A 21,453-nucleotide genomic window follows, 5' to 3' on the forward strand; every position below is an offset into this window, starting at 1 on the left:
ACCTAAAACACCTTACTAAGTAATGAAGTTAATAATTCTTTAGTATTATGAGCTTTTATCTCTAACAGTCTTATATTGTTAGCTATTCTTTCTAAAGTATTCGCTATTTGGATCTGTTTATCTTTATTTCTATATGGAACAACAACTTTCTGTATGTCTGAGCCGTATACATGCATAACTGTTGCTCCTGTTCCAAATTTGTTCAACTGATGCCTCACTAGTTGTGAATTCATCAAATACCCTAAATAAGTACCATCCATGTCTTTCGGGCGGAAGATTAAAATATCACTCCCTGCATATGCTTCAACTTTTTCTATGAAAGCCGCTGATTTACCAATTTCTGTTATTGTTTCTCCAGAACCGGCAAACAAAATATCATTAACTTTAAGCTTTACGGCTTTTTCAGATGATTTTGAGGATATAAAAGAATGAAATTTTTTAATTATTCGGTGATGTTTTGTATAAAGCTCACCATATCTGACACAAGGGATTCCGCTCTCTATAACTTCTGACTTAGCGATACCTTTTCCTTTTATTATCTCACCCAGTTCTTGTAATTTTATGATTTCTTTCTTACTAGACAAACAGTTAATTACTTGATTAATAGTTTTGCCATTCAAATTTTCACCATGTATTTGATATTCAATTTGAGCTTCTAAATTAGAGGAAAGCTTTTGTTTAAGGCTCAATTCATCTTGTAAAGATTTATCTAATTTCTCTAAAAGTAAGAAAAGCTTATGCTGACCAGTTTTACTTGGAAGAAAGAATTCGAAATTGGCTAAATCTTTGAATTTAACTCTTGGTGATAACCCACCTGCTGAATGAGTAATTGCGTGATCAAAAAAACTGTTGTTGTTTACAATAAATGGTAATAGCTCTGGTAAAAGCAGTTCCTCTCTAGCTCTCATTACAGTGATATCACCAGAACAAATCCCTTCAAAACCTGCTTTAGCCGCTTTCTTTAAATAAGCTCGACGTCGCCCGAATAATACATCACCTTTACTGAATTTCTTTGTAAACGTTGTACTTTTTTCAATGCTCGCTGAGCGGCGCAAGTGCATATCTTCACTATCAATATGTTCTAAACCAACTATATGTTCTATACCTTCAGCAACAGGATCTTTAACCGTTTCTTTTGGCTCAAACACCAAATCACCAAACTTCACTTTTTGCCAGTCTGATTTATCGATAGAGAAGTTTTTAATCGCTTCCATGTCAAACATTAAACTAGCTCCTCAAATAAATTTTCCATTGATTTTTTTAAGTCATCTGAGGACTGTTGCCAGCCTTGATAAACCGTTGCAAAGTCAATTTCTGCATTATTTGATAAGGCATCTGGGCGAATATATCGGTTGATGGCCATGTTGCCGTTTTTATCAAGAACATCTTGTGTGTTTACCAGTACAGAAAAGTTTTCGACACTTTTAAAATTGCTATAAGTTTCGAAAATTTTATCGATATGAATTTGATCTAAATACCCAATATTCTTATCTTGCCTTACTTCTTTCACCGCATTAATGATCAGTACTTTACCTTTTTTACTTTCTTCCTTGTTGGTCTTGGTGATCAACAAGCAGGCTTCCATAGGCGAGTTGTAAAAGAGGTTTGGCCCTAGACCAATCACACATTCCACTTGGTCTCGCTCTATCATTTTAGTGCGCATTGCGGTTTCTGCATCACGGAACAAAATACCGTGCGGCCATAATGAAATAGAACGCCCATTGTCTAAATCAAGACTCTTTTGAATATGTTGCTGAAAGGCATAATCAGCACAACCTTGTGGTGGTGTACCCCATAGATTACGGCCAAACGGATCACTTTCAAATGACTTACGATCCCAAGATTTGATAGAGTACGGCGGGTTAGCGAGTATAACGTTGAATTTTTTTAGTTCGTCATTTTCGAGTAATCCGGGATGAGACAAGGTATTACCACGGACAATATCGAACTCCTCAATACCATGCATAAACATGTTCATACGGGCAATGGCTGAGGTTAATAGATTAATCTCTTGGCCGTATAGTTTAAGTGTGCGGTATTCTTTGCCTTCGTCTTTTAAGTGCAAGGCACAGTTAAGCAATAAACCACCGGAGCCACAGGTAGGGTCGTACACGGATTCACCCGGTTGTGGGTCCATGATCATTGTCATTAATTTAACCACGGTACGGTTAGTGTAGAACTCAGCGGCGGTATGGCCACTGTCGTCGGCGAACTCTTTGATCAAGTATTCATAGGCATTGCCTAACTTATCATCAGGTACGTTTTTTAAATTCAGCTTATGCTGTGAATAATGCTCGATAAGGTCCGTTAGCATGGCATCGGACAAGCGTTCTTTATTGGTCCAACTGGCGTCACCAAAAATACCGTCTAACGTATCTGGATTGGCCTTCTCTATCTCACGCATGGCGTTTTGTAACGCCATACCAATGTTGGTTGTGGTTTCACGCACATCATTCCAATGAGCACCTTCAGGAATGAGAAAATTATGATTCTCAGCAAACGCAGCGCATTCAATATCGCCATCATTTTCGGCTAACGCATTTTCAAACTCTTCGTCATACACATCTGAAATACGCTTAAAAAACATCAGCGGAAATATATATTGCTTATAATCACCCGCATCAATCGTACCTCGAAGCGCAGTGGCTGCGCCCCAAAGGTATTTTTCTAATTCTTGTTGGGTCATCATGCTGATTGATCCTCACTGATCAAATCATTTTCGAACGCTCTGTAAATATCTTCAATTAAATTCGCCAATGGCGTAATATCATTATGATTTTTATCAAGTTGAGCTAGCTTCTTGAAAGGGATCGATATTGAAATGTAATAACCAAAAGCGATATTAACTACCGTTCTATTAGAGTTTATGATTTTATCTTCCCAGTTACATTTGCTTTTCCAATCGCAGGCTAAATATTGGTCCAGTAGATCCTCAATCTTACTCCAGTTATCTTTTTTTATTCTACCTGTATGTTTTTGAAAATTTTCTTTGGTAAAGAGGTTCTGTGTAAAGTCATTTTCATTAAACCATAAGCCTGTTATATATTTCTGCCCCATCATTTTTATATGATAAGACAATTTTGTAACGTAGCTATCACCATCAATTTCTAACTTAGAGCTGAACAATGGCTCTTTATTAAAGATATGGTATCCCTGACTTTTAGTATTTCCAGGGTAAATATCAGCAATCAAATCACCAGTGTCTTTATCTACTTGAAATAAGAGTTCATTTGACCAACCTTTTGAAAAATCAGTCCCTAATCTATCGTAATAAGTTAAAGGCTTGATTGATTCATTGTTCTTACAGAATTCTGTTAATGCAGACTCAATTCTCCTATAAATAGAGGCAGAGTTAACATTCTTCAAAGAGCCAATTGGCGTTTCTGGAAGCCATCTGAAATTATGATCTTTCACTAGCTGAATGAAATCAGTGAGAAAACGATTACTATTCCCCATTGTTTTTTCGAAGCTAGCGACCTTAACCGCAATTCTCATTAATTTTTTCCAATTCAAATCAACAGGCGTTATATCGCCTCTACATTCATGTATATTTTTATTTTCTTTTTCAAAGATATTGAATATTTGATTGTACAGTTGAGCGGTGCAGTCAATATTGTCACGCTTAGCTTCAATAACGATTAATACGTTATCAATCGTTATTACTAAATCACAAACTGGGTCATAGCTTGCACCGTCTCTCTGTTTCCAAAAGTTAGTCATTACTGCTTCGCTTAATGAAACAGCATACACCTTGTCAAACTCAGTAATTTGACTAGCTTGTTTTTGTATCTCAACTTGAATATTTGTTTCGCTATCAAGGTTTTCAAACAATTCACCAAACAAACTGGAACCACTAAAAATTGACTTTAGAACCTCATGAGAAAAAAGAGCATCTTCTTGCAAACATATAGCTAAAGACCTTGTTAAATCGTTTTCAAGTTGATAGCTGCGGTTATCTTTCGCATAGGTAGTGAAAATATTTAGATGTTTATTCATTTATAAAAATCCTTTTAGTACTTGTTTGAATTTTTCTTCAGCTTCAAGGCTTGCTTGCCATGCTTCTTTTAAATCAGCCATAGCCTCTTCTACTGAAGGTAAATTGTCTTCAATGATTTTCTCGACATAAAGTGGAATATTTAAGTTGAAATCGTTTTCTTCTAGGTCAGCCACGGTGGCAACTTTGACGTAGTTCTCTACATCTTGATAGCTGCGGTACCAGTCAAATATTTGTTGTATGTGTTTTGGTTCTAGGAAGTTTTGTGCCCGGCCCACTCGAATCTGATCAGAAGCATCAATAAACAAGACTTTGCCTTTTCTATCTTCCGCTTTGACTTGTTTAAAGACCATGACACAAGCGGCAAGTTGGGTGCCATAGAATACGTTAGGACCTAAGCCTATAACCGCTTCTAACATGTCTTGCTCTAACAAGGATTGTCTAATGCGTCCTTCTGCCCCTTTACGGAACAGTGCCCCGTGAGGCAATACAACCGTCATACGACCAGTGCTGTTCATGGATTTAACCATGTGTTGCACCCAAGCCATGTCACCATTACCTTGAGGCGGTACACCGGCGATATTACGACCATATGGATCGGACGCCCAATTATCAGCGCCCCAGTTTTTAAGCGAGAAAGGCGGGTTAGCTATTACACAGTCAAATGTCTGCAACCCATCTGCTTCAAAAAAAGCCGGATTACGCAGGGTGTCACCCCTTAGTATTTCGAAATCTTCGATACCGTGGAGGAACATGTTCATTCTAGCGATACCACTAGATGTCAGGTTCATCTCTTGGCCGTAGAGTTTTAAGGTTCTTGCATCTTCATTGTTGTGTTTAAGGTGATCAACACACTCAAGCAACATGCCGCCTGTACCACAAGCAGGATCGTAGATTGTCTCACCTTCATGAGGGTCTAAGATCATACCGAGTAAATGCACAACAGACCGAGGCGTATAGAATTCCCCAGCTTTTTTGTTGGTTAAGTCAGCAAAGTGTTTTATTAGATACTCGTAGGCATTACCAAGCATGTCAGGCTCAACATTGTGGTTACCTAAAACATATTCAGAGAAATGCTCGATGAGGTTGATGAGCAATGCATCAGATAGTTTGTTTTTGTTGCTCCATTGAGCGTCGCCAAAGATACCGTAGAGGTATTCTTGATTTGATTGCTCTATGCCTCGTAATGCTTCTTCAATGGCTTGACCAACGTTTGTCGTCGTTTCACGAACGTCTTGCCAATGACCGCCATCAGGAATTTCAAATCGATGCATTTCTGGTAAGGCGGCGTATTCTTTGTCGCCATCCGATTCATCAAGCGCGGTACGGTATTCTTCTTCGTACACATCGGAAATACGTTTAAAGAACAGTAGAGGAAATATGTAGGCTTTGAAGTCGGAAGCGTCTACTGGACCTTTAAGAATCCAAGCCGCTTTTGAAAGGTATTGCTCTAATTGTGAAAGCGTTATTTTCTGTGTCATTTCTTATTCTCTTCTATCCATGCTTCTAGATCTTCACGCTTAAAGCGCCACGAGCCGCCCACTTTAAAGCCAGGCAACTTCCCTTCGCTTGCTAATCTGTATGCGGTTTTCTCTGCCAACTTTAAATAAGCGGCTACCTCTCGTAAGGTAAGGATTTGATCTTCCATTCAGAATGCCATCTTGCTGGATTGGATTATTAATAATTGATACTGAGAGAATACGAGAAAATTGAGGAATGGACAATGAATCGAATAAGGGAAATGGATTAAGTTGATGTGCAATGGTGACTTTGAAAAATTTGATTCGACTAACATCTAGCGTCTAACCGCACCTGTAACCATTCTTGAACTTCTTCCTGCACCCAGGCCACAGCTCTTGGGCCTAGTTGTATTGGCTTTGGAAATTCGTCTTTTGCCATATAAGCATAAATGGATGACCTTGATAAACCTGTTGTGTTGATTACGTCTTTTAATTTGATGACTCGCATGATGATGCCCTCATATTGGTTCATCAAATGCCATGGGCGTAAATTCCTACTGGACTGAAGTTTCAATTTCAAATAAAGACAGACCTATATTACCCCTGTGCATAAACAATCACTTTAGGAGAAACGTCATGCACAGCTCATCCTTTACTTACCAATCAGAAACCGAAGTAGTAGCCGCAGCAGCCAATATCATTGAAGAAAAATTACGGAGAGAGAGCGAGACATACAACCATTGCAGTCCCGTAAAGAAATTTGTAATGAGTAAGCTATCCTTAAGAGAACAAGAGGTATTTGCCGTGTTATTCCTAGACTCTCAGAATCGCTTGATTGCGTTTAAAGAAATGTTTTACGGAACGATAGATGCAGCAGCGGTTTACCCTAGAGAGGTCGCTAAAGAAGCTCTGAAGCACAATGCAGCTTCAGTTATACTTGCTCACAACCACCCTTCAGGAATCACACTACCGTCTCAAGCAGATAGGCGAATCACCAAATCAATAAAGAATGCTTTAGAACTTTTTGATGTCAGAACCTTGGATCATATTATTGCTGGAGAAGATGCCTACTCATTGGCAGAAAACGGAGATATGTAATAGGAGCGGGGGAACAACTCCCCCACCCCTATTTATTTTTTTTTGAACTTATATTATTTAATAAAAAACGCTTATCTGCTGCATCCGAAAGAACGTACACCCGTTCCGTATACCTTCGTTCGTTTTTTGGCAAAATAACTAATACGGTAATACAGATCACCGTAGATTGAGTTAAAGCTAAGCGAATTCTTATCTAAAATATAAACGCCTTTTTTCGCATAATGTACTAGTCCACCAGAATTATCCGTTTTACATAACAAAGCGCTACACCAAGCTTTTTTGATACGCTTCGCTAGATTAGCTTTTGTACTTTTAAAGTTGCCTAAAGCATAAAAAGCATCCTTATTAAGAATAATGACAACATGAAAATGATCCTTCTCCGCTCCTCCATTTTCTCGTACCCACGCATACTTGAGTCTATTTGGATAAACCCTACCACCTTGCCTCAGAGTTTTATTTTCCTTCGCCTTTATTATTGCTTTAAGTGACTCAAAGAATTTAGTGATTACTTTTGTATCATCACCCTTGTACCCAACAGGAAACCGTAGATCGAATCTAAAGGCGATCGTTCTTGTCGTTTCCTCTGTACTTTTGTCTAACAAAGCTTTTAGCTGCCTTAGGTAAAGCTCACTAGATTCTGCCAGTGGGCTGTGAATTTTTAGACTTTGATATGTATTGATTGGCTTGATTGTACTCATGATCATTTCCTTGTATTTGGTTGATTCATACAAGGGGTATCAGCGTAATTTTCTACGTACTTTTTCTTATACGTTCTTGCTCCTAAAGGGCAATCACTCTTTGTATATTATTAAACCAACATTAAACCTTACCACATACATTGAAATGCAAAACCAATTCACCAACCTACACAGTCAAAATTGACATTTAGAGAGCTCTGATGTTAAGTGTCATTTGAAAGCCATGAATTCATTTTGGAGTAAGTTGAGTCATGGAAAAATTAACCTATGGAGACTGTAACCAAAATCTTACACCTACACTTGATTGCTGAAAGAGTATAAATAGCTAGAAACTAAAAAATTGACACTTAATCTACCCTTAACCCCCATTTTTAAAGAGATTAAAGAAAGAAAAAGGTACGAAATTACTACGGTTTTTGACATGGAATTACTACAATAATATTGGCATTATTTTGCGCCAAGGATTTTTTATGCAAGTAAAATCAAAAATTGATTTAATAAGAATGATGACTGTCTGTCATTTATACTTGGAAGATCAGAGAGATGATAAAAACGAACTAGAGCCAATTCAACTTCTTTCATTAACTGAGAGCGGCATCTTAAGTCGATTCAAACACCATTTCATAAATACGGCAAAGTACTTAAACTCAAAAAGTAGCACTTATACCGCAGAAATTGATTCCGTTGAATCGGCTGACAATGAATCTGAAAGGCAAGCACAGTTAATCTATGATATGACTGCAATTGAGTTCATTAATCTAATAAGCAACAATAACGCTGAAAGCTTAATACTTGATCACACCAAACTTGAGTGGCTCAAAAAAGATAGAATTACGCTGTACAAAATTAATGCGATATTAGCCAATTTCGTGCGCTTGGTAAAATTCCCAAACAGGAGAAACAACACCATGACGCCGATGGATTACAGTCTACGTTTAGATGGCAACGAGACCTTGATACATAATGGTATGTTACCACATATAAATAAACTCTCTACAGATGAGCTATATCTGAGCACATTAATAACACTCGACAATATCGATTCATTTAAGCGTCCTATAGTTAGACACAAAAGAATCAACTCCATAAAAAGCTACTATTTTAATATAGATAAACTAGTTCACCCCCTTCAAGATTTCGTTTCAAAGCATCCAAAATACATTCAAAAGTCGTGGGCATATCTATTAAAAAAAAGAGAGTTCCAAAATCACGGAGGAATCTACTCTAGATTTAATATCAATTACAAAGTAGATAGAGAGACGTTAGAATACTTAATTATTGAAATTGGATATGAAAACAGAAAAAGCGGGGATAAGATTAAAGAAATAGATAGGCTTTTACGCAAAGTTTGGTCAGTTGAGAACACAAGAAAAAGAGACAACATAGTAAAACCAATAACATTAAGCAAAAAAAATTATGAAAAACTGCAGACATTATGCAAACAAAACGGTGTTAGCGAAAAAAAATTTATTTCCGATTTAATAGACAGGGAGCAAAAGAAGATGAACAAATAAAACTCTATTGATGTACTTTTTGATGTAAAAAATCAAGGATCACTCTGTAACCCTTGATTTTAAAGGAATAATGGCGGTGAGCAAGAGATTCGAACTCTTGATGCCTTTCGACATACACGCTTTCCAGGCGTGCTCCTTCGGCCGCTCGGACAGCTCACCAAAATAATCTATAAACTAGTCATAAATTATGTGGCGTATTTTAATGATCAAGTTTCTATATTGCAACTTGTTTTCTTCAAATTAACCTTAAAAATTAATCTCTTACCCATTCCAAACAATTTTCCAAGTTAACTTCAGGAATGGATGATGGTTTTTCTTTTGGTGTTCCCACATAAATTAGACCAACAATTTGGTCTGTTTCTTCTAAAGAAAGCAATTCTTTGGTTTTTTGAGTAAAGCATGCTGGGCCACTACGCCACATAGCGCCATAACCAAGAGCGTGTAAACCAAGTAACACTTGTTGAGTAGCGGCAGAAACAGCCATGACTTGCTCTATTGCAGGTACTTTAGGATGATCTTGTATATTGGCATAAACCAGTAAAACGGTTGGCGCTCGAAAGGCTTTTTTCACAAAAGCTTCTTCTTTGCCTTCCGGCATTGAGCTGACTTCAGATAGCGCATGATGCCAATAAATTTGTCCTAGTTTCGCTCTGCCCTCACCTTCATAAATACGAAAGCGCCACGGTTTAAGGTTGCCGTGATCTGCCGCTCGACTTGCAGCACTAAGAATAGAAACCCACTCACCGTCGGTCGGAGCAGGAGCAACTAAAGCTGGCTGAGATACACGATTGCGCATGAATGCTATAAACTCTTTACTCATAATATTTATCATTCCGTAAACGTAGGAAAAAGTAGCAAAATCGTATAACGATTTGTTGTATGTTAATGTCAATCAATAATATACCCATTACTTTGATAGCTAGGGGAATTTTATGTCAAAGTTGTTAATTTGGACACTACTTGAGCTCACCACCTTTCTTTTTTTGTTGAGTTTGGTCTTCTTATTGCTATCGCACTCGCTTAATAAAAAGATAAAAGATTTACAAGAAAAAAAAGATAACGAAGAAAATGCAGTTGAACTTTCCAAAAAAGAGAAAGCCATTAAGAGCTATAAGCGTCTTGCTCATTTTCTAGATAAGCAAATCAGTTTTGCTGTTAACGCTATTCGCCCAAATACAGAGGATCATCATGAGACCAATACCATAAAGTTATGGGGAACTATTCTAAGAGCGGAAAGAGCTATAATTTTAAATCAAGCCGATCAGAAACCAACCCCTATCTTAATTCGATTCCTATCAAGCCTACTCTATGCTTTGTCTTCGCCAAAGTTACAAATGGCCGATGCCGATAAGCTACATCAAACTCTCAAGGAGCTTGAGGCAGAAATATTCCAAACGACAGAGTTATTGGTTGTTAAAGAATCATTAACAATTAATCAGGTTTTATTAAACGAAGATTTACGAGACAGTATGGATCGAGCAAATAGAAGGTTAGCGCAATTAAGAGCTAAGCAAAAAGAACAGCAACGATTAAAGTTAGAGGTATGTGAGTTACAGAAAAAAATCAAAAAACTGGAACAAAGCCAAATTGACGACCTAAATATAAAGTTAAAAATTACCCCTCCTCATGCTCAAGAGCTAAATAAAGACAACAGAAATACAGCGTTCAAACAGATATCTGCATTGCATCACCTATCTGATCGACAAGAAATTGTCATAGAGCAATTGAAAAATGAGATGAAAAAGGTATCAAGCAATAAAAGTCCACATGATCTAGTTGAGACACAAAAAGTCGCCATTGCAAAGATGGAGCGCATGTCGGAAGAGACTCAAACACTAGTCATTCAGCTTGAAACAGAGCTACAAACATACAACTTTTCAATTGACTCATTAAGAGAAAACATCAGCATCCAAGACGCTAGGCTTGCTGAAGTGGAAAAACAATTATCCAGCAGTAATGAAACAGCAATAGGGAACCTCAAAACACTTAACACAAATAAGAAGGAAACATTGAGTTCTTTACGAGACTATCTAAGTACTGAATTAGAAAATCGCTCTTCTGTAAGCTTGATTGAGCAAGAAAAAGACATCAAGATGCTAGAGCGACTATTACAAGAATCAGAAACTTGTGTGGTCCTGTTAGCGCAAGAGCTCGATGCAGCAGAAGAAAAAAATCAAGAGCTAAAGCAGGAAGTTGAAATTTCAATGGTAAGTAATAGTGAGAGTAATCTAGGTCATTCTCAACTCTTAAATGAGTTGAGAAAAACAAATAGAGAGCTTGCTCAAACTACGGTCGAATTGAAAAACAAAATACTTGATATGTCTTCTGCCAAAGACCATCAGGAACTAAGGATAATTTATAGCAAGAAAACCCTAGAGTACAATCGATTAGAATTGGCTTCTTCTGATTTGGAAATGAAGTTTTTGGGGACGCTTAAATAAATAAGCTTACCCCATATAAACATTAAAGTAAGAAAGCAACTATATTTGGAAATCTAACATGCGCTGCAATGGGATAAGAGCTTTAACTCTTGTCTCTTCAGCAATATGAATTTCTCCCGATGCATTCCTAAGTGAATCACGAAGCATCTCCAAGCTATTTAGAGCCATCCACGGACAATGCGCACAACTTCGGCAATTTGCCCCTGAGCCTGCTGTTGGGGCTTCAATAAAACGCTTATCAGGCGAGGCCTGTTTCATTTTATAGAAAATACCTCTATCAGTTGCGACAATGAAGGTACTATTTTTCATTACTTTAGAAGCATTTAGCAATTGTGATGTTGAGCCAACAACGTCAGCAACCTCTACAACTGATTCAGGGGACTCTGGATGAACAAGAACGGCAGAATCTGGATAGATGGCTTTTAAGTCTAAAATCCCTTTTGCTTTAAACTCTTCATGAACAATACACGCACCATCCCAAAGAATCATATCAGCGCCTGTTTCACGTTGAATATATCCTCCCAAGTGTTGATCCGGTGCCCAGATGATTTTTTCACCTTGATCAACCAAGTGATTTACAACATCTAATGCAATACTTGAAGTAACAACCCAATCTGCACGCGCTTTAACAGCAGCAGAAGTATTCGCATACACGACAACTTTTCGATCTGGGTGTTGATCACAAAATGCAGAAAATTCATCTATTGGACAACCAATATCTAATGAACAAGTTGCCTCTAGAGTCGGCATTAGAATGGTTTTCTCAGGGCTTAAAATTTTTGCTGTTTCACCCATAAACTTCACACCAGCAACAACCAATGTTTTTGCTTCATGATTGGCTCCAAAGCGTGCCATTTCCAAAGAATCGGCAATAACTCCGCCTGTTTCTTCAGCAAGCTCTTGAATAGCATCTTCTGTATAATAATGAGCCACTAAAACAGCATCTTTTTGTTTTAGTAAAGATTTTATTTCATTACGAAGTTGCAAATTATCAATGGGGGTTTTGTCGATGTTTTTTTCTGCTTCTGAAAGATACATCTGAACCGTATCACGAAGGGCTGCTTTATTGAAAAGTTCGGACATATCATTACCCCTTAAAAAACTGGGAGCTAAATGAGTGTTTTTTGGTGGGTCGTACTGGATTCGAACCAGTGACCAATTGATTAAAAGTCAACTGCTCTACCAGCTGAGCTAACGACCCAAAAATCACAAAAGGAATAAAAAGATGTTGGTGGGTCGTACTGGATTCGAACCAGTGACCAATTGATTAAAAGTCAACTGCTCTACCAACTGAGCTAACGACCCAACGGGTTGCGTATAATACAGAGCCCGCTGAGGAATGCAAGTTATTTAACTTTACTTAAATAACCTGTCGCTAGTTTTGAAGCTTTACTATCAGGAAAACGTCTAATAACATCCTGTAAATAAGACTTAGCTTTTGCAGTATCACCTAATTGATCGCTGACTGTGCCCAGCTTGTATAATGCATCTTGCTCTTTACTGTGTCCTGGAAATGCCTTAATTACAGTGGAAAAAGCATCTACTGCTTCTGTAGACTTCCCTTGAACCAATTTCACTTCGCCTAACCAGTAATAACCATTACCAGTTAATGTGTTATCTGGATAATCTTGAACAAACTTAGTAAATGCTACTTCTGATTCATCAAATTTCCTTTCACGAATCAAGTTATAAGCATTGTTATAGGCTTGTTGAGATTCTGCAGATGGTGGCTGCAAGATAACAGGAGACAGCGGAGGAGCCAATTCAATCGACGTACTATTCTCTTTAATAACAGCTGGTGACTCAGGTTTTAACACTTGCTGTACTTGAGGGGTAGTAGTGACTGAAGGTGCTTGTTGAGAAAGAGATGAAGACATAAGCAGCGATATGCGCTTATCAAGATCAATATAACGATCTCTTTGACTTTGCTTCATTATTTTTAATGCATGTCCTTGCTCTTCTAATTGACCGCGAAGATGTTGAACCTCTTGCTGCAATGTTTCCAATTGGAAAAGCAGATCAGCAGCAGCACTTGAAGAAAGGCCGCCGTTTACCTGTTGAATTTCGGCTGATGCAAGTGGTGCTGTAAAAAACAGCACCACTGCAAAAGAGCGAATTTTCACGTCTTTAAAGATCATTTTTCGTAACGAACTTCAACACGACGATTTAATTGCCAAGCATTGTCATCATGACCAAATGCAACTGGAACTTCTTCGCCGAAACTTACACTTTCAACTTGAGATGCAGCAACACCTTGGATAGTCAAATAACGACTAACCGCTTTAGCACGACGTTCGCCAAGTGCGATGTTGTATTCGCGAGTACCACGCTCATCACCATGACCTTCCAATACGATACGAGCGTCTGGGTTAGATACAAGGTATGCAGCATGCTTAGCTAACGCTTCACGAGACTCTGGACGAACAATTGATTTGTCGAAGTCAAAGTAGAATACAGTTTGTACACCAGCCAAAGAATCAGTAACTGTTTCTTCTACAGCTGTTTCATCAACTATAACACTTGTCAAAGCGCCTTCTTCACCGGCACCGAATGCTTGGTCTGAAGCATCACTTATCGCTTCATCAGCTGCTTGTTCTGTAGATGTAGCATCTTCAGCAACAGTTGAAGTATCAGTGTCTGTTGCTGTTGTACTACAACCTGCAATCCAAGCTGCAGATAAACCAATTACAGCAAATTTACCTAGTTTGTTTACGCTCATTATTCACTCCTCAATGTCTTTATTTGAAATACGGGGACCAAGATGGCTCTCGTACATCACCTTCTGCTGATGGTAACCTATATTTAACAAGTCCATCAACGGATACTACAGCTAAGATGCCCTTCCCTTTATAGGTTGTGGCATACATCACCATGCTTCCATTTGGTGCAATGCTTGGTGACTCGTCTAAGTAAGTTTCTGTGAGAACTTGAACTCGTCCAGTTTTCATGTCCTGTAAAGCAACATGATAACTGCCATCGTTCTTCTGAACCGTCACAAGATATCGACCATCTGGAGTCATTCTTGCTCTGGTATTTAGATCACCTTCAAAGGTAACCCTCTCAACACGCTTACTATTTACATCTAATCGATAAATTTGCGGGTTACCGCCTCGATCAGATGTGAATACTATTCCTTTACCATCTGGTTCCCAGCTTGGCTCTGTATCAATAGAGTAATGATTTGTCATTCTCTGTAGTTTTTGAGTGGCAATATCTAAAGTATAAATCTCAGGGTTGTTATCTTTAGATAATACTAATGCAAGTTTCTTACCATCAGGCGACCAAGCTGGCGCTCCATTTAATCCTCTAAATTGAGCGATTTTCTGACGCTTACCACTTGCCAGTTCCTGTATGAAAATATTTGGACGACGGTTTCTAAACATAACATAGGCAATGTTTTTTCCATCACTACTCCAAGAGGGAGATAGTATCGGTTCTTTCGACTCCACAACAACTTGAGGCCTATGTCCATCAGCATCAGCGACTTGAAGTTTAAACAAAGGCGCTCTTTTATCACCATCTGCCGTTACATAGAGAATCCTTGTGCTAAAGGCACCTTTTGTACCCGTTAAGATTTCATACACTTTATCACTAATGTAATGGGCTGCGTCTCTGAAATTGCGTGAAGAGACATCAATTGAGCTATGCTTTTGAACCGGCTTTTGACTTAAAACATTTAACAACTCAAAACCAATTCTATATTGATCACCCGCAATTTTCTTAACGGTACCAATAACAACATAATCACTTTTTAAAAGGCGCCAATCACGATAAAAAACCTCTGATTCCTGTGATGGCATACTGAGCATACTAGAGCGAGGGACAGCTTGAAATAGACCACTACGCGCCAAGTCATCTTCTACTATTTTAGCGATATCCTCAGGCAAGGCTTCAACACCATCATAACCAAAAGGTACCACAGCAATAGGAAGAAGTTGATCAGCACCGCTCGTTATCTCAATAACTAATTGAGCATTGGCTGACGCCATAAATAATAAACTGGTAACAAAAGCACTCAACCATTTTTTAAACATCATTAATTTCTCAAATCTTGCGGGTTAAAAATCAAATCTACCTCACGAAAGTTACGCTCGAAAGTATAAGAATCGACATCGGCTAACTCTTCAATACGTCTAACTTTATAAACAGCATCAACCGTTCTTTGATCAAACAAGCCATCACCACTACTTTCAGTAATTTGTACATTCATCACTTCACCATTAGGTAAAAAATAGATACGCAACTGAGCCTTCATATTATTTCTAGCGCTTGGTGGTCGAATCCATGCTGCAGTAACCCTACTATTTATTAAACCACTAATAGATTGAACCATCTGAGCTTCTTCTACTGCACGTAGCTCAGCGGCTTCTGCCGCCGCTTTCGCTGCAGCCTCTGCATTTTTTTTCTGCTCAGCCTGTCTAGCGGCTTCTTCTTGGCGTTTTCTTTCCTCTTCCGCTAAACGTTCAGCCTCAGCTTTACGTGCTTGTTCTTTTTTCTTTTGATCATCAGCTGCTTTTTGTGCCTGAATTTTCTTCTCTGTTTCTTGAGCTATACGTTTTTTTTCTGCTTCTTGGCTTAGACGTTTTTGTTCTGCCTGTTGTTGTTTTTTTGCTTGTTCTCTTTTTAGAGCTTCAGCTTCTTTTTCTTCATTTCTTTTAGCTTGAGCAAGTTTTTTTTGCTTATCTTCTAATGCTTTGCGCTGAGCTTCTTTTCTTTTGCTTTGTTCAGCATCTCTTTTTTTCTTCTCTGCTAGAGCCGCTTGCTGTTGATTTGCTGCTCTTTCTTCTGATTCACGCCTACCTATTATTGTCTGTGATATATCTACCACGGTGGCATTTACTATAATAGGTCGTTTAGGTTCTTGTATTTTATCATCACTAAAATCAACAGCAATCAAGCCAGCAATAATTATTACACCATGTAGCCCCAAAGCTAATAATGTCGGTACACCATAACTGTCACTACTTAACCATTTCATTACTTATTATCCGGTTCAGTAACCAGTCCAACATTTGGAACACCAGCACCTTGCAGGGTAACCATCAAACCAATAACGTCACCATAAGGTACACTTTTATCCCCCCTAACTAATACTGCCATTTTAGGGTTTTGGCTCAATACTTTTCTCACTCGATCCTGTAACTGCCCTAACGTAATCGACTCTTGCTTACCGCCAACGTCTAAATAGAATTTACCAGACGAGTCAACAGACGCAATCATGACATCGTTCTCTGTTTCTTGTATTGGAGCCGCATTTGCATTAGGCAATTCTACATCAACGCCTTGAGTTAACATGGGTGCTGTAATCATAAAAATAACCAGTAACACCAACATAACATCAATGTATGGAACTACGTTGATTTCCGCCATTGGGCGGCGCTTATTACGCCTTCTAGAGCGAGCCACTATTCAGCGCCTCCCTCTCTAACATGCACCTTGCGATGCAATATACTTGTAAACTCATCTGCAAAGTTCTCATAACTAGAACCAAGAGACTCTGCAGTAGATGAAAAGCGGTTGTAAGCAATAACGGCTGGAATCGCTGCAGCCAAACCTATCGCTGTTGCAATAAGCGCTTCCGCAATACCTGGAGCGACGGCGGCTAGTGTTGCTTGCTGCACTTCTGCCAAACCAATAAAAGAATGCATAATCCCCCACACAGTACCAAATAGACCAACATAAGGACTTGTAGATCCTACTGTTGCCAAAAATGGTAGATGTTGATCAAGCTTTTCTTCTTCTCGATAAAGCGCAACACGCATTGCACGTTGCACACCGTCCATAACAGCATCTGGCTCCATATTTTGACTTTGTCTTAATCGAGTGAATTCTTTAATTCCCGATGTAAAAATAGTCTCCATACCTTCAGCGCTTCTACCATCTTGAGTAAGCTTTCGATAAAGTTGGCTTAGATCAATACCAGACCAAAATTGCTCTTCAAAAGCCGAGCGAATTTTTTTTGCCTGTTTTAGTATTCGAATTTTTTGAAATATTACAATCCACGAAAATATGGAAGCGGCCAGCAATGTCAACATAACAAGCTGAACAACAATACTGGCACTGGCGATAAGTCCCCAAATTGACATTATTAACCTCTATTTAAAGTCCGTAGGTAATTGGTAATTAAAATGTTCATAAGCTCGTTTTGTAACCTGTCGACCTCTTGGTGTTCTGATTACAAAACCTTGCTGAATCAAAAATGGCTCTATGACATCTTCGATTGTATCTTTGTCTTCACCCAGCGCAGCAGAAACGCTATCCAAGCCAACTGGTCTTCCGTCAAACTTTTCTATCATGGTCAATAACATACGTCGATCTAAGTGATCGAAACCTTGACTATCTACACTTAACATATCCAGTGCTCTTTGGGCAACTTTTTGACCAACAAGTTCCTCACCACTAACTTGAGCTACATCTCTTACTCGACGCAATAATCTGTTTGCAATACGAGGTGTACCTCGCGAACGTCTAGCGACTTCAAAGCAACCTGAATCGTCTAGCTTCATACCCATTTTGCCAGCAGATCTAGCAACGATCGTGGTCAATGAAGCAACATCATAAAATTCTAATCTTTGCACAATACCAAAACGATCACGAAGTGGTGATGTTAGCAAACCGGCTCTCGTTGTAGCTCCGACAAGTGTAAAAGGCGGTAGTTCAATTTTTATCGATCTCGCAGCGGGCCCCTCACCAATCATAATATCCAATTGGTAGTCTTCCATTGCGGGGTACAAAACCTCTTCAATGGCTGGGCTCAATCTGTGAATTTCATCAATAAAAAGAATATCCCCTTCATTCAAATTCGTTAACAACGCAGCCAAATCACCCGCTCTTTCTAAAACAGGGCCAGATGTTGTTTTAACATCGGCATCCATTTCATTACCAATAATATTCGCTAACGTTGTTTTTCCTAAGCCTGGTGGGCCAAATATTAATGTATGATCCAGTGGCTCGCTTCGTTGCCTAGCGGCCTGAATGAATATCTCCATTTGCTCTCGAACAACAGGTTGACCTATATATTCAGAAAGCATCTGCGGACGTATTGCGCGATCCACCTGCCTATCATTAACCTTTGGCTCTGCTGAAATAATACGATCTTGTTCAATCATAATTAACTACCTCAACATCCCTTTTAAAGCGGCCTTAATAACATCTTCGCTACTCGCTGCATCCATAGGAACGCCAGCAATAGCTTTAGCGGCTTCTTGTGGTTTGTAACCAAGGGAAATCAATGCTGCCTCAGCTTCCTGCCTAGGATCTGATTGAACCTGTCGCAATACCGCTGGCGCAGAAAATAAATCTGTTTTGGCTGCTTGTCCTAGCTTGTCTCGCAACTCAATAATAAGTCGCTCAGCTGTTTTCTTTCCCACACCTGGAATACGAGTTAATGCTGACACATCAGAATCTTGTACATTTGAAATAAGCTCTTCTGCCGACATACTCGATAAAACAGCCAAGGCCATTTTAGGACCAATGCCGTTTACCTTAATTAACACTCGAAACAAAGCTCGTTCGCTTTTATCAATAAACCCATAAAGTGTTTGAGAATCTTCTTTTACTAAAAAATGAGTATAAAGTATCACTTTTTCGCCGACTTGTGGTAAATCATAAATCGTCGTCATAGATGCGCTAATTTCATAACCAATGCCACCCACATCAAGAAGTAATTCTGGTGGTGTTTTTTCTATCAAAGTGCCGACTATTCGTCCGATCACAACGTTTTCCTTACATCTTGTTCAGTCCAACGTTTCGAAGAACGCCCTGCACGCTTACCAACGCCATACTCTAGGCCGCCAGATGTGCGGGTATTAGCATGACACAAAGCGATGGCCAAAGCATCTGCCGCATCAGCTTGTGGCTTTGATGATAATGCTAATAATAGCTGAACCATAGATTGAACTTGTTCTTTATCAGCATTTCCGTTCCCAACAACAGACTGCTTCACGCGTCGAGCTGCATATTCATGCACGATTAAATCCCGTAAAGATGCCGCAACAATCGCAGCCCCCCTTGCTTGTCCTAGCTTTAGCGCTGAATTTGCATTCTTGGCTAAAAACACTTCCTCGATCGCAAATTCATCAGGTTTATATTCTTCCAATAACGCTGAAACATTTTGAAATATATGCTTCAACCTGACAGAAAGCGCTTCATCCGGTAACCGAATGCAGCCGCTATTTACATAAACGGATTTTCCATTTGAAACATCAATAATGCCAAAACCAGTTATTCTGGATCCAGGGTCAATCCCTATTACTCTAGTGGTGGCCATTATTTTTCATACTCTTTGTAATTGTTTTATATTTCAGCAGTCCTTACATAAGTATGCAATGCTAAACTATAAAAAAGGCCGCTTATTAGCGGCCTTTTACGTTTTTCTTTCAATCTCTTAACATAACATACTGTTTTAAAATAAGTTTAAGAGAGAGGCTATCACTCAACAATCGGTTTTCTTACACGAATACTTAATTCTTTTAATTGTTTTTCACTTACTTCACCTGGCGCTTGCGTTAACAAACAGGTCGCACTTTGCGTTTTAGGGAAAGCAATAACGTCACGAATAGATTGTGAACCTGTCATTAGCATCACCAAACGATCTAGGCCAAATGCTAAACCACCATGTGGTGGCGCACCAAATTTCAATGCATCAAGTAAGAAGCCAAACTTCTCTTCTTGCTCTTCTTTACTGATATTAAGAAGCTCAAATACAGTTTCTTGCATAGAAGATTGATGAATACGAATAGATCCGCCGCCAAGCTCTGTACCGTTAAGAACCATATCGTATGCCTGAGACAATGCGGTCAAAGGATTCGCTTTAAGATCTTCTGGAGAGCATGAAGGTGCTGTAAATGGGTGGTGAATTGCAGTAATGCCACCATCACTTGTTTGCTCAAACATTGGGAAGTCAACAACCCAAAGAGGTGCCCATTTGCAAGTATAAAGATCTAAGTCTTCACCAAGTTTGCAACGCAGCGCACCAAGCGCTTCGTTTACAACTTTTTCAGAGTCCGCACCAAAGAATATCAAGTCGCCATCTTGCGCTTCAAGACGAGTTAATAACGCTTCACGCACTTCAATTGGCAAGAATTTAACGATTGGAGACTGTAAACCTTCTTCAAGATTAGATTTGTCGTTAACTTTGATGTACGCCAAACCTTTAGCACCATAAATGCTAACGAATTTAGTGTATTCGTCAATTTTCTTACGTGTCAGAGCATTACCGCCTGGCACTTTCAATGCAGCAACACGGCCTTTTGGATCTATTGCTGGACCAGAAAAAACTTTGAAATCAACATCGGTCATTAAGTCAGAAACAGTCATGATTGTTAATGGAATACGAAGATCTGGTTTATCACTACCGTATGTTTCCATCGCCTCAGAATAAGGCATGCGTGGGAATGTACCCAAGTCAACATCCATCAATTCTTTAAACAAACCAACAATCATGTTTTCTGTCATTGCCATTATTTCTTGTTCGCTCATAAAAGATGTTTCAATGTCCACCTGAGTAAACTCTGGCTGACGATCAGCACGTAAATCTTCATCGCGAAAACATTTAGCAATTTGGTAGTAACGATCAAAACCAGACACCATCAACAACTGTTTAAACAATTGTGGAGATTGCGGCAGAGCAAAAAAACTACCTTGCTGTGTACGGCTTGGTACCAAGTAATCACGCGCACCTTCAGGTGTTGCACGAGTCAAAATAGGCGTTTCAATATCTAGGAAGCCATTATCATCTAAGTAACGACGTAATACAGAAGTTACCTTAGAGCGGAAACGCATTTTTGCCTGAACTTCAGGACGTCGTAAATCGATAAAACGGTTCTTTAATCGAACATCTTCACCAACGTTTTGATGATCGTCCAATTGGAATGGAGGCGTTTGTGCTGCATTCAGAATTTCAAGTTCTGTGCCAAGCACTTCAATTTCACCCGTGTTCATATTCGGATTTACTGTGCCTTCTGGACGAGCGCGAACCAAGCCTTTTAGCTTAACAACAAATTCGTTACGAACGCTGTCCGCAAGTGCAAAACTGTCTGCACGATCTGGATCAAAAACGACTTGAGTAATACCTTCACGGTCACGAATATCTAAGAAAATAACACCACCGTGGTCACGACGACGATGTACCCAACCGCATAAGGTAATTTCTTGTGAAATGTTAGAAGCATTTAACTCGCCGCAATAATGGCTGCGCATAATTTCTTTCCTATTACTATTTCAGTAAGCTATCTCAGTAAGAGATGA

Annotated in this window: 22 protein-coding genes and 3 tRNA genes; 3 read left to right on the forward strand and 22 right to left on the reverse strand. The window is 39.0% G+C overall.

All coding sequences use genetic code 11. From position 1 onward, the window contains the following. Nucleotides 1–2 precede the first annotated feature (2 nt). The 6 genes from MUS1_RS05110 to MUS1_RS05135 form a co-directional block, all read right to left on the reverse strand. Nucleotides 3–1,223, reverse strand: coding sequence for a restriction endonuclease subunit S (locus MUS1_RS05110; RefSeq protein WP_051436121.1), 1,221 nt, complete (start codon nucleotides 1,221–1,223; stop codon nucleotides 3–5). Beyond that, nucleotides 1,223–2,689: a type I restriction-modification system subunit M gene (locus MUS1_RS05115; protein WP_084035561.1), complete on the reverse strand. Its 1,467-nt coding sequence runs from the start codon at nucleotides 2,687–2,689 to the stop codon at nucleotides 1,223–1,225. Before MUS1_RS05115 ends, MUS1_RS05110 begins: the two co-directional genes overlap by 1 nt. After that, nucleotides 2,686–3,996, reverse strand: coding sequence for a hypothetical protein (locus MUS1_RS05120; protein ID WP_036159859.1), 1,311 nt, complete (start codon nucleotides 3,994–3,996; stop codon nucleotides 2,686–2,688). Before MUS1_RS05120 ends, MUS1_RS05115 begins: the two co-directional genes overlap by 4 nt. Continuing rightward, on the reverse strand, nucleotides 3,997–5,475 hold the full coding sequence (locus MUS1_RS05125; RefSeq protein ID WP_036159860.1) for a type I restriction-modification system subunit M: 1,479 nt from the start codon (nucleotides 5,473–5,475) through the stop codon (nucleotides 3,997–3,999). Beyond that, nucleotides 5,472–5,642 (reverse strand): methylation-associated defense system helix-turn-helix domain-containing protein MAD1, encoded by a 171-nt coding sequence (mads1, locus tag MUS1_RS05130; protein ID WP_036159862.1) that lies wholly within the window; start codon nucleotides 5,640–5,642, stop codon nucleotides 5,472–5,474. The genes MUS1_RS05125 and mads1 overlap by 4 nt, the downstream gene beginning before the upstream one ends. 140 nt (nucleotides 5,643–5,782) lie before the next feature. After that, nucleotides 5,783–5,986: an AlpA family transcriptional regulator gene (locus MUS1_RS05135; protein ID WP_342665488.1), complete on the reverse strand. Its 204-nt coding sequence runs from the start codon at nucleotides 5,984–5,986 to the stop codon at nucleotides 5,783–5,785. Between the two features lie 104 nt (nucleotides 5,987–6,090). On the opposite strand from MUS1_RS05135, the gene radC reads away from it, so the two are divergent. Further along, nucleotides 6,091–6,552, forward strand: coding sequence for a RadC family protein (gene radC, locus MUS1_RS05140; protein ID WP_036159863.1), 462 nt, complete (start codon nucleotides 6,091–6,093; stop codon nucleotides 6,550–6,552). A 71-nt stretch (nucleotides 6,553–6,623) separates the two neighbouring features. Here radC and MUS1_RS05145 read toward each other — a convergent pair whose 3' ends face one another. Beyond that, nucleotides 6,624–7,250, reverse strand: a complete 627-nt coding sequence (locus MUS1_RS05145) for an inovirus Gp2 family protein (RefSeq protein ID WP_051436122.1) — start codon at nucleotides 7,248–7,250, stop codon at nucleotides 6,624–6,626. A 470-nt stretch (nucleotides 7,251–7,720) separates the two neighbouring features. On the opposite strand from MUS1_RS05145, the gene MUS1_RS05150 reads away from it, so the two are divergent. Beyond that, nucleotides 7,721–8,764, forward strand: coding sequence for a hypothetical protein (locus MUS1_RS05150; protein ID WP_036159865.1), 1,044 nt, complete (start codon nucleotides 7,721–7,723; stop codon nucleotides 8,762–8,764). Between the two features lie 71 nt (nucleotides 8,765–8,835). On the opposite strand, the gene MUS1_RS05155 is transcribed toward MUS1_RS05150, so the two are convergent. Further along, nucleotides 8,836–8,923: transfer RNA gene (locus MUS1_RS05155), tRNA-Ser, on the reverse strand. Nucleotides 8,924–9,017: 94 nt separating this feature from the next. Beyond that, entirely contained in the window at nucleotides 9,018–9,584 is a 567-nt protein-coding gene (locus MUS1_RS05160) for a nitroreductase family protein (RefSeq protein ID WP_036159867.1), read from the reverse strand. 112 nt (nucleotides 9,585–9,696) lie between these two features. Between MUS1_RS05160 and MUS1_RS05165 the strand changes: the two genes are divergently transcribed. Next, the gene (locus tag MUS1_RS05165; protein ID WP_036159868.1) at nucleotides 9,697–11,205 is read left to right on the forward strand and encodes a hypothetical protein; all 1,509 of its coding nucleotides are present in this window, start codon (nucleotides 9,697–9,699) and stop codon (nucleotides 11,203–11,205) included. A gap of 39 nt (nucleotides 11,206–11,244) precedes the next feature. Here MUS1_RS05165 and nadA read toward each other — a convergent pair whose 3' ends face one another. From nadA to aspS, 13 genes are all read right to left on the reverse strand, one after another. Next, on the reverse strand, nucleotides 11,245–12,288 hold the full coding sequence (nadA, locus tag MUS1_RS05170; protein WP_036160127.1) for a quinolinate synthase NadA: 1,044 nt from the start codon (nucleotides 12,286–12,288) through the stop codon (nucleotides 11,245–11,247). A gap of 42 nt (nucleotides 12,289–12,330) precedes the next feature. Next, nucleotides 12,331–12,406, reverse strand: a tRNA-Lys gene (locus MUS1_RS05175). A 28-nt stretch (nucleotides 12,407–12,434) separates the two neighbouring features. Next, nucleotides 12,435–12,510 (reverse strand) — tRNA-Lys (locus MUS1_RS05180). Nucleotides 12,511–12,551: 41 nt separating this feature from the next. Continuing rightward, entirely contained in the window at nucleotides 12,552–13,343 is a 792-nt protein-coding gene (gene ybgF / locus MUS1_RS05185; protein WP_036159869.1) for a tol-pal system protein YbgF, read from the reverse strand. Then, nucleotides 13,340–13,924: a peptidoglycan-associated lipoprotein Pal gene (gene pal / locus MUS1_RS05190; RefSeq protein WP_036159870.1), complete on the reverse strand. Its 585-nt coding sequence runs from the start codon at nucleotides 13,922–13,924 to the stop codon at nucleotides 13,340–13,342. Before pal ends, ybgF begins: the two co-directional genes overlap by 4 nt. Nucleotides 13,925–13,943: 19 nt before the next feature. After that, on the reverse strand, nucleotides 13,944–15,242 hold the full coding sequence (tolB, locus tag MUS1_RS05195) for a Tol-Pal system beta propeller repeat protein TolB (RefSeq protein WP_084035563.1): 1,299 nt from the start codon (nucleotides 15,240–15,242) through the stop codon (nucleotides 13,944–13,946). After that, on the reverse strand, nucleotides 15,242–16,183 hold the full coding sequence (tolA, locus tag MUS1_RS05200) for a cell envelope integrity protein TolA (protein ID WP_036159872.1): 942 nt from the start codon (nucleotides 16,181–16,183) through the stop codon (nucleotides 15,242–15,244). Before tolA ends, tolB begins: the two co-directional genes overlap by 1 nt. Then, the gene (gene tolR, locus MUS1_RS05205; protein WP_036159873.1) at nucleotides 16,183–16,611 is read right to left on the reverse strand and encodes a protein TolR; all 429 of its coding nucleotides are present in this window, start codon (nucleotides 16,609–16,611) and stop codon (nucleotides 16,183–16,185) included. The genes tolA and tolR overlap by 1 nt, the downstream gene beginning before the upstream one ends. After that, nucleotides 16,611–17,291 carry a protein TolQ gene (tolQ, locus tag MUS1_RS05210; RefSeq protein ID WP_036159874.1) on the reverse strand — a complete coding sequence of 227 codons (681 nt, stop codon included), beginning with the start codon at nucleotides 17,289–17,291 and terminating at the stop codon, nucleotides 16,611–16,613. The genes tolR and tolQ overlap by 1 nt, the downstream gene beginning before the upstream one ends. Before the next feature lie 9 nt (nucleotides 17,292–17,300). After that, nucleotides 17,301–18,314, reverse strand: a complete 1,014-nt coding sequence (gene ruvB, locus MUS1_RS05215) for a Holliday junction branch migration DNA helicase RuvB (RefSeq protein ID WP_036159875.1) — start codon at nucleotides 18,312–18,314, stop codon at nucleotides 17,301–17,303. Between the two features lie 6 nt (nucleotides 18,315–18,320). Then, complete coding sequence (gene ruvA / locus MUS1_RS05220) at nucleotides 18,321–18,920, reverse strand: Holliday junction branch migration protein RuvA (RefSeq protein ID WP_036159876.1); 600 nt, start codon at nucleotides 18,918–18,920, stop codon at nucleotides 18,321–18,323. Further along, the gene (gene ruvC, locus MUS1_RS05225; protein ID WP_036159878.1) at nucleotides 18,917–19,474 is read right to left on the reverse strand and encodes a crossover junction endodeoxyribonuclease RuvC; all 558 of its coding nucleotides are present in this window, start codon (nucleotides 19,472–19,474) and stop codon (nucleotides 18,917–18,919) included. The genes ruvA and ruvC overlap by 4 nt, the downstream gene beginning before the upstream one ends. Before the next feature lie 161 nt (nucleotides 19,475–19,635). Then, nucleotides 19,636–21,405, reverse strand: a complete 1,770-nt coding sequence (gene aspS / locus MUS1_RS05230) for an aspartate--tRNA ligase (protein WP_036159879.1) — start codon at nucleotides 21,403–21,405, stop codon at nucleotides 19,636–19,638. Nucleotides 21,406–21,453 lie beyond the last annotated feature (48 nt).

The sequence above is a fragment of the Marinomonas ushuaiensis DSM 15871 genome, assembly GCF_000521805.1.
GTDB classification, from domain to species: Bacteria; Pseudomonadota; Gammaproteobacteria; order Pseudomonadales; family Marinomonadaceae; genus Marinomonas; species Marinomonas ushuaiensis.

Coding starts and splice junctions, on each gene's coding strand:
- MUS1_RS05110 (WP_051436121.1), bottom strand. CDS start 1,223: ATGTTTGACATGGAAGCGATTAAAAACTTCTCTATCGATAAATCAGAC.
- MUS1_RS05120 (WP_036159859.1), bottom strand. CDS start 3,996: ATGAATAAACATCTAAATATTTTCACTACCTATGCGAAAGATAACCGC.
- tolQ (WP_036159874.1), bottom strand. CDS start 17,291: ATGTCAATTTGGGGACTTATCGCCAGTGCCAGTATTGTTGTTCAGCTT.
- tolB (WP_084035563.1), bottom strand. CDS start 15,242: ATGATGTTTAAAAAATGGTTGAGTGCTTTTGTTACCAGTTTATTATTT.
- MUS1_RS05165 (WP_036159868.1), top strand. CDS start 9,697: ATGTCAAAGTTGTTAATTTGGACACTACTTGAGCTCACCACCTTTCTT.
- mads1 (WP_036159862.1), bottom strand. CDS start 5,642: ATGGAAGATCAAATCCTTACCTTACGAGAGGTAGCCGCTTATTTAAAG.
- ruvB (WP_036159875.1), bottom strand. CDS start 18,314: ATGATTGAACAAGATCGTATTATTTCAGCAGAGCCAAAGGTTAATGAT.
- radC (WP_036159863.1), top strand. CDS start 6,091: ATGCACAGCTCATCCTTTACTTACCAATCAGAAACCGAAGTAGTAGCC.
- tolA (WP_036159872.1), bottom strand. CDS start 16,183: ATGAAATGGTTAAGTAGTGACAGTTATGGTGTACCGACATTATTAGCT.
- ybgF (WP_036159869.1), bottom strand. CDS start 13,343: ATGATCTTTAAAGACGTGAAAATTCGCTCTTTTGCAGTGGTGCTGTTT.
- MUS1_RS05145 (WP_051436122.1), bottom strand. CDS start 7,250: ATGAGTACAATCAAGCCAATCAATACATATCAAAGTCTAAAAATTCAC.
- MUS1_RS05115 (WP_084035561.1), bottom strand. CDS start 2,689: ATGATGACCCAACAAGAATTAGAAAAATACCTTTGGGGCGCAGCCACT.
- MUS1_RS05125 (WP_036159860.1), bottom strand. CDS start 5,475: ATGACACAGAAAATAACGCTTTCACAATTAGAGCAATACCTTTCAAAA.
- pal (WP_036159870.1), bottom strand. CDS start 13,924: ATGAGCGTAAACAAACTAGGTAAATTTGCTGTAATTGGTTTATCTGCA.
- MUS1_RS05160 (WP_036159867.1), bottom strand. CDS start 9,584: ATGAGTAAAGAGTTTATAGCATTCATGCGCAATCGTGTATCTCAGCCA.
- ruvC (WP_036159878.1), bottom strand. CDS start 19,474: ATGGCCACCACTAGAGTAATAGGGATTGACCCTGGATCCAGAATAACT.
- aspS (WP_036159879.1), bottom strand. CDS start 21,405: ATGCGCAGCCATTATTGCGGCGAGTTAAATGCTTCTAACATTTCACAA.
- MUS1_RS05135 (WP_342665488.1), bottom strand. CDS start 5,986: ATGAACCAATATGAGGGCATCATCATGCGAGTCATCAAATTAAAAGAC.
- nadA (WP_036160127.1), bottom strand. CDS start 12,288: ATGTCCGAACTTTTCAATAAAGCAGCCCTTCGTGATACGGTTCAGATG.
- MUS1_RS05150 (WP_036159865.1), top strand. CDS start 7,721: ATGCAAGTAAAATCAAAAATTGATTTAATAAGAATGATGACTGTCTGT.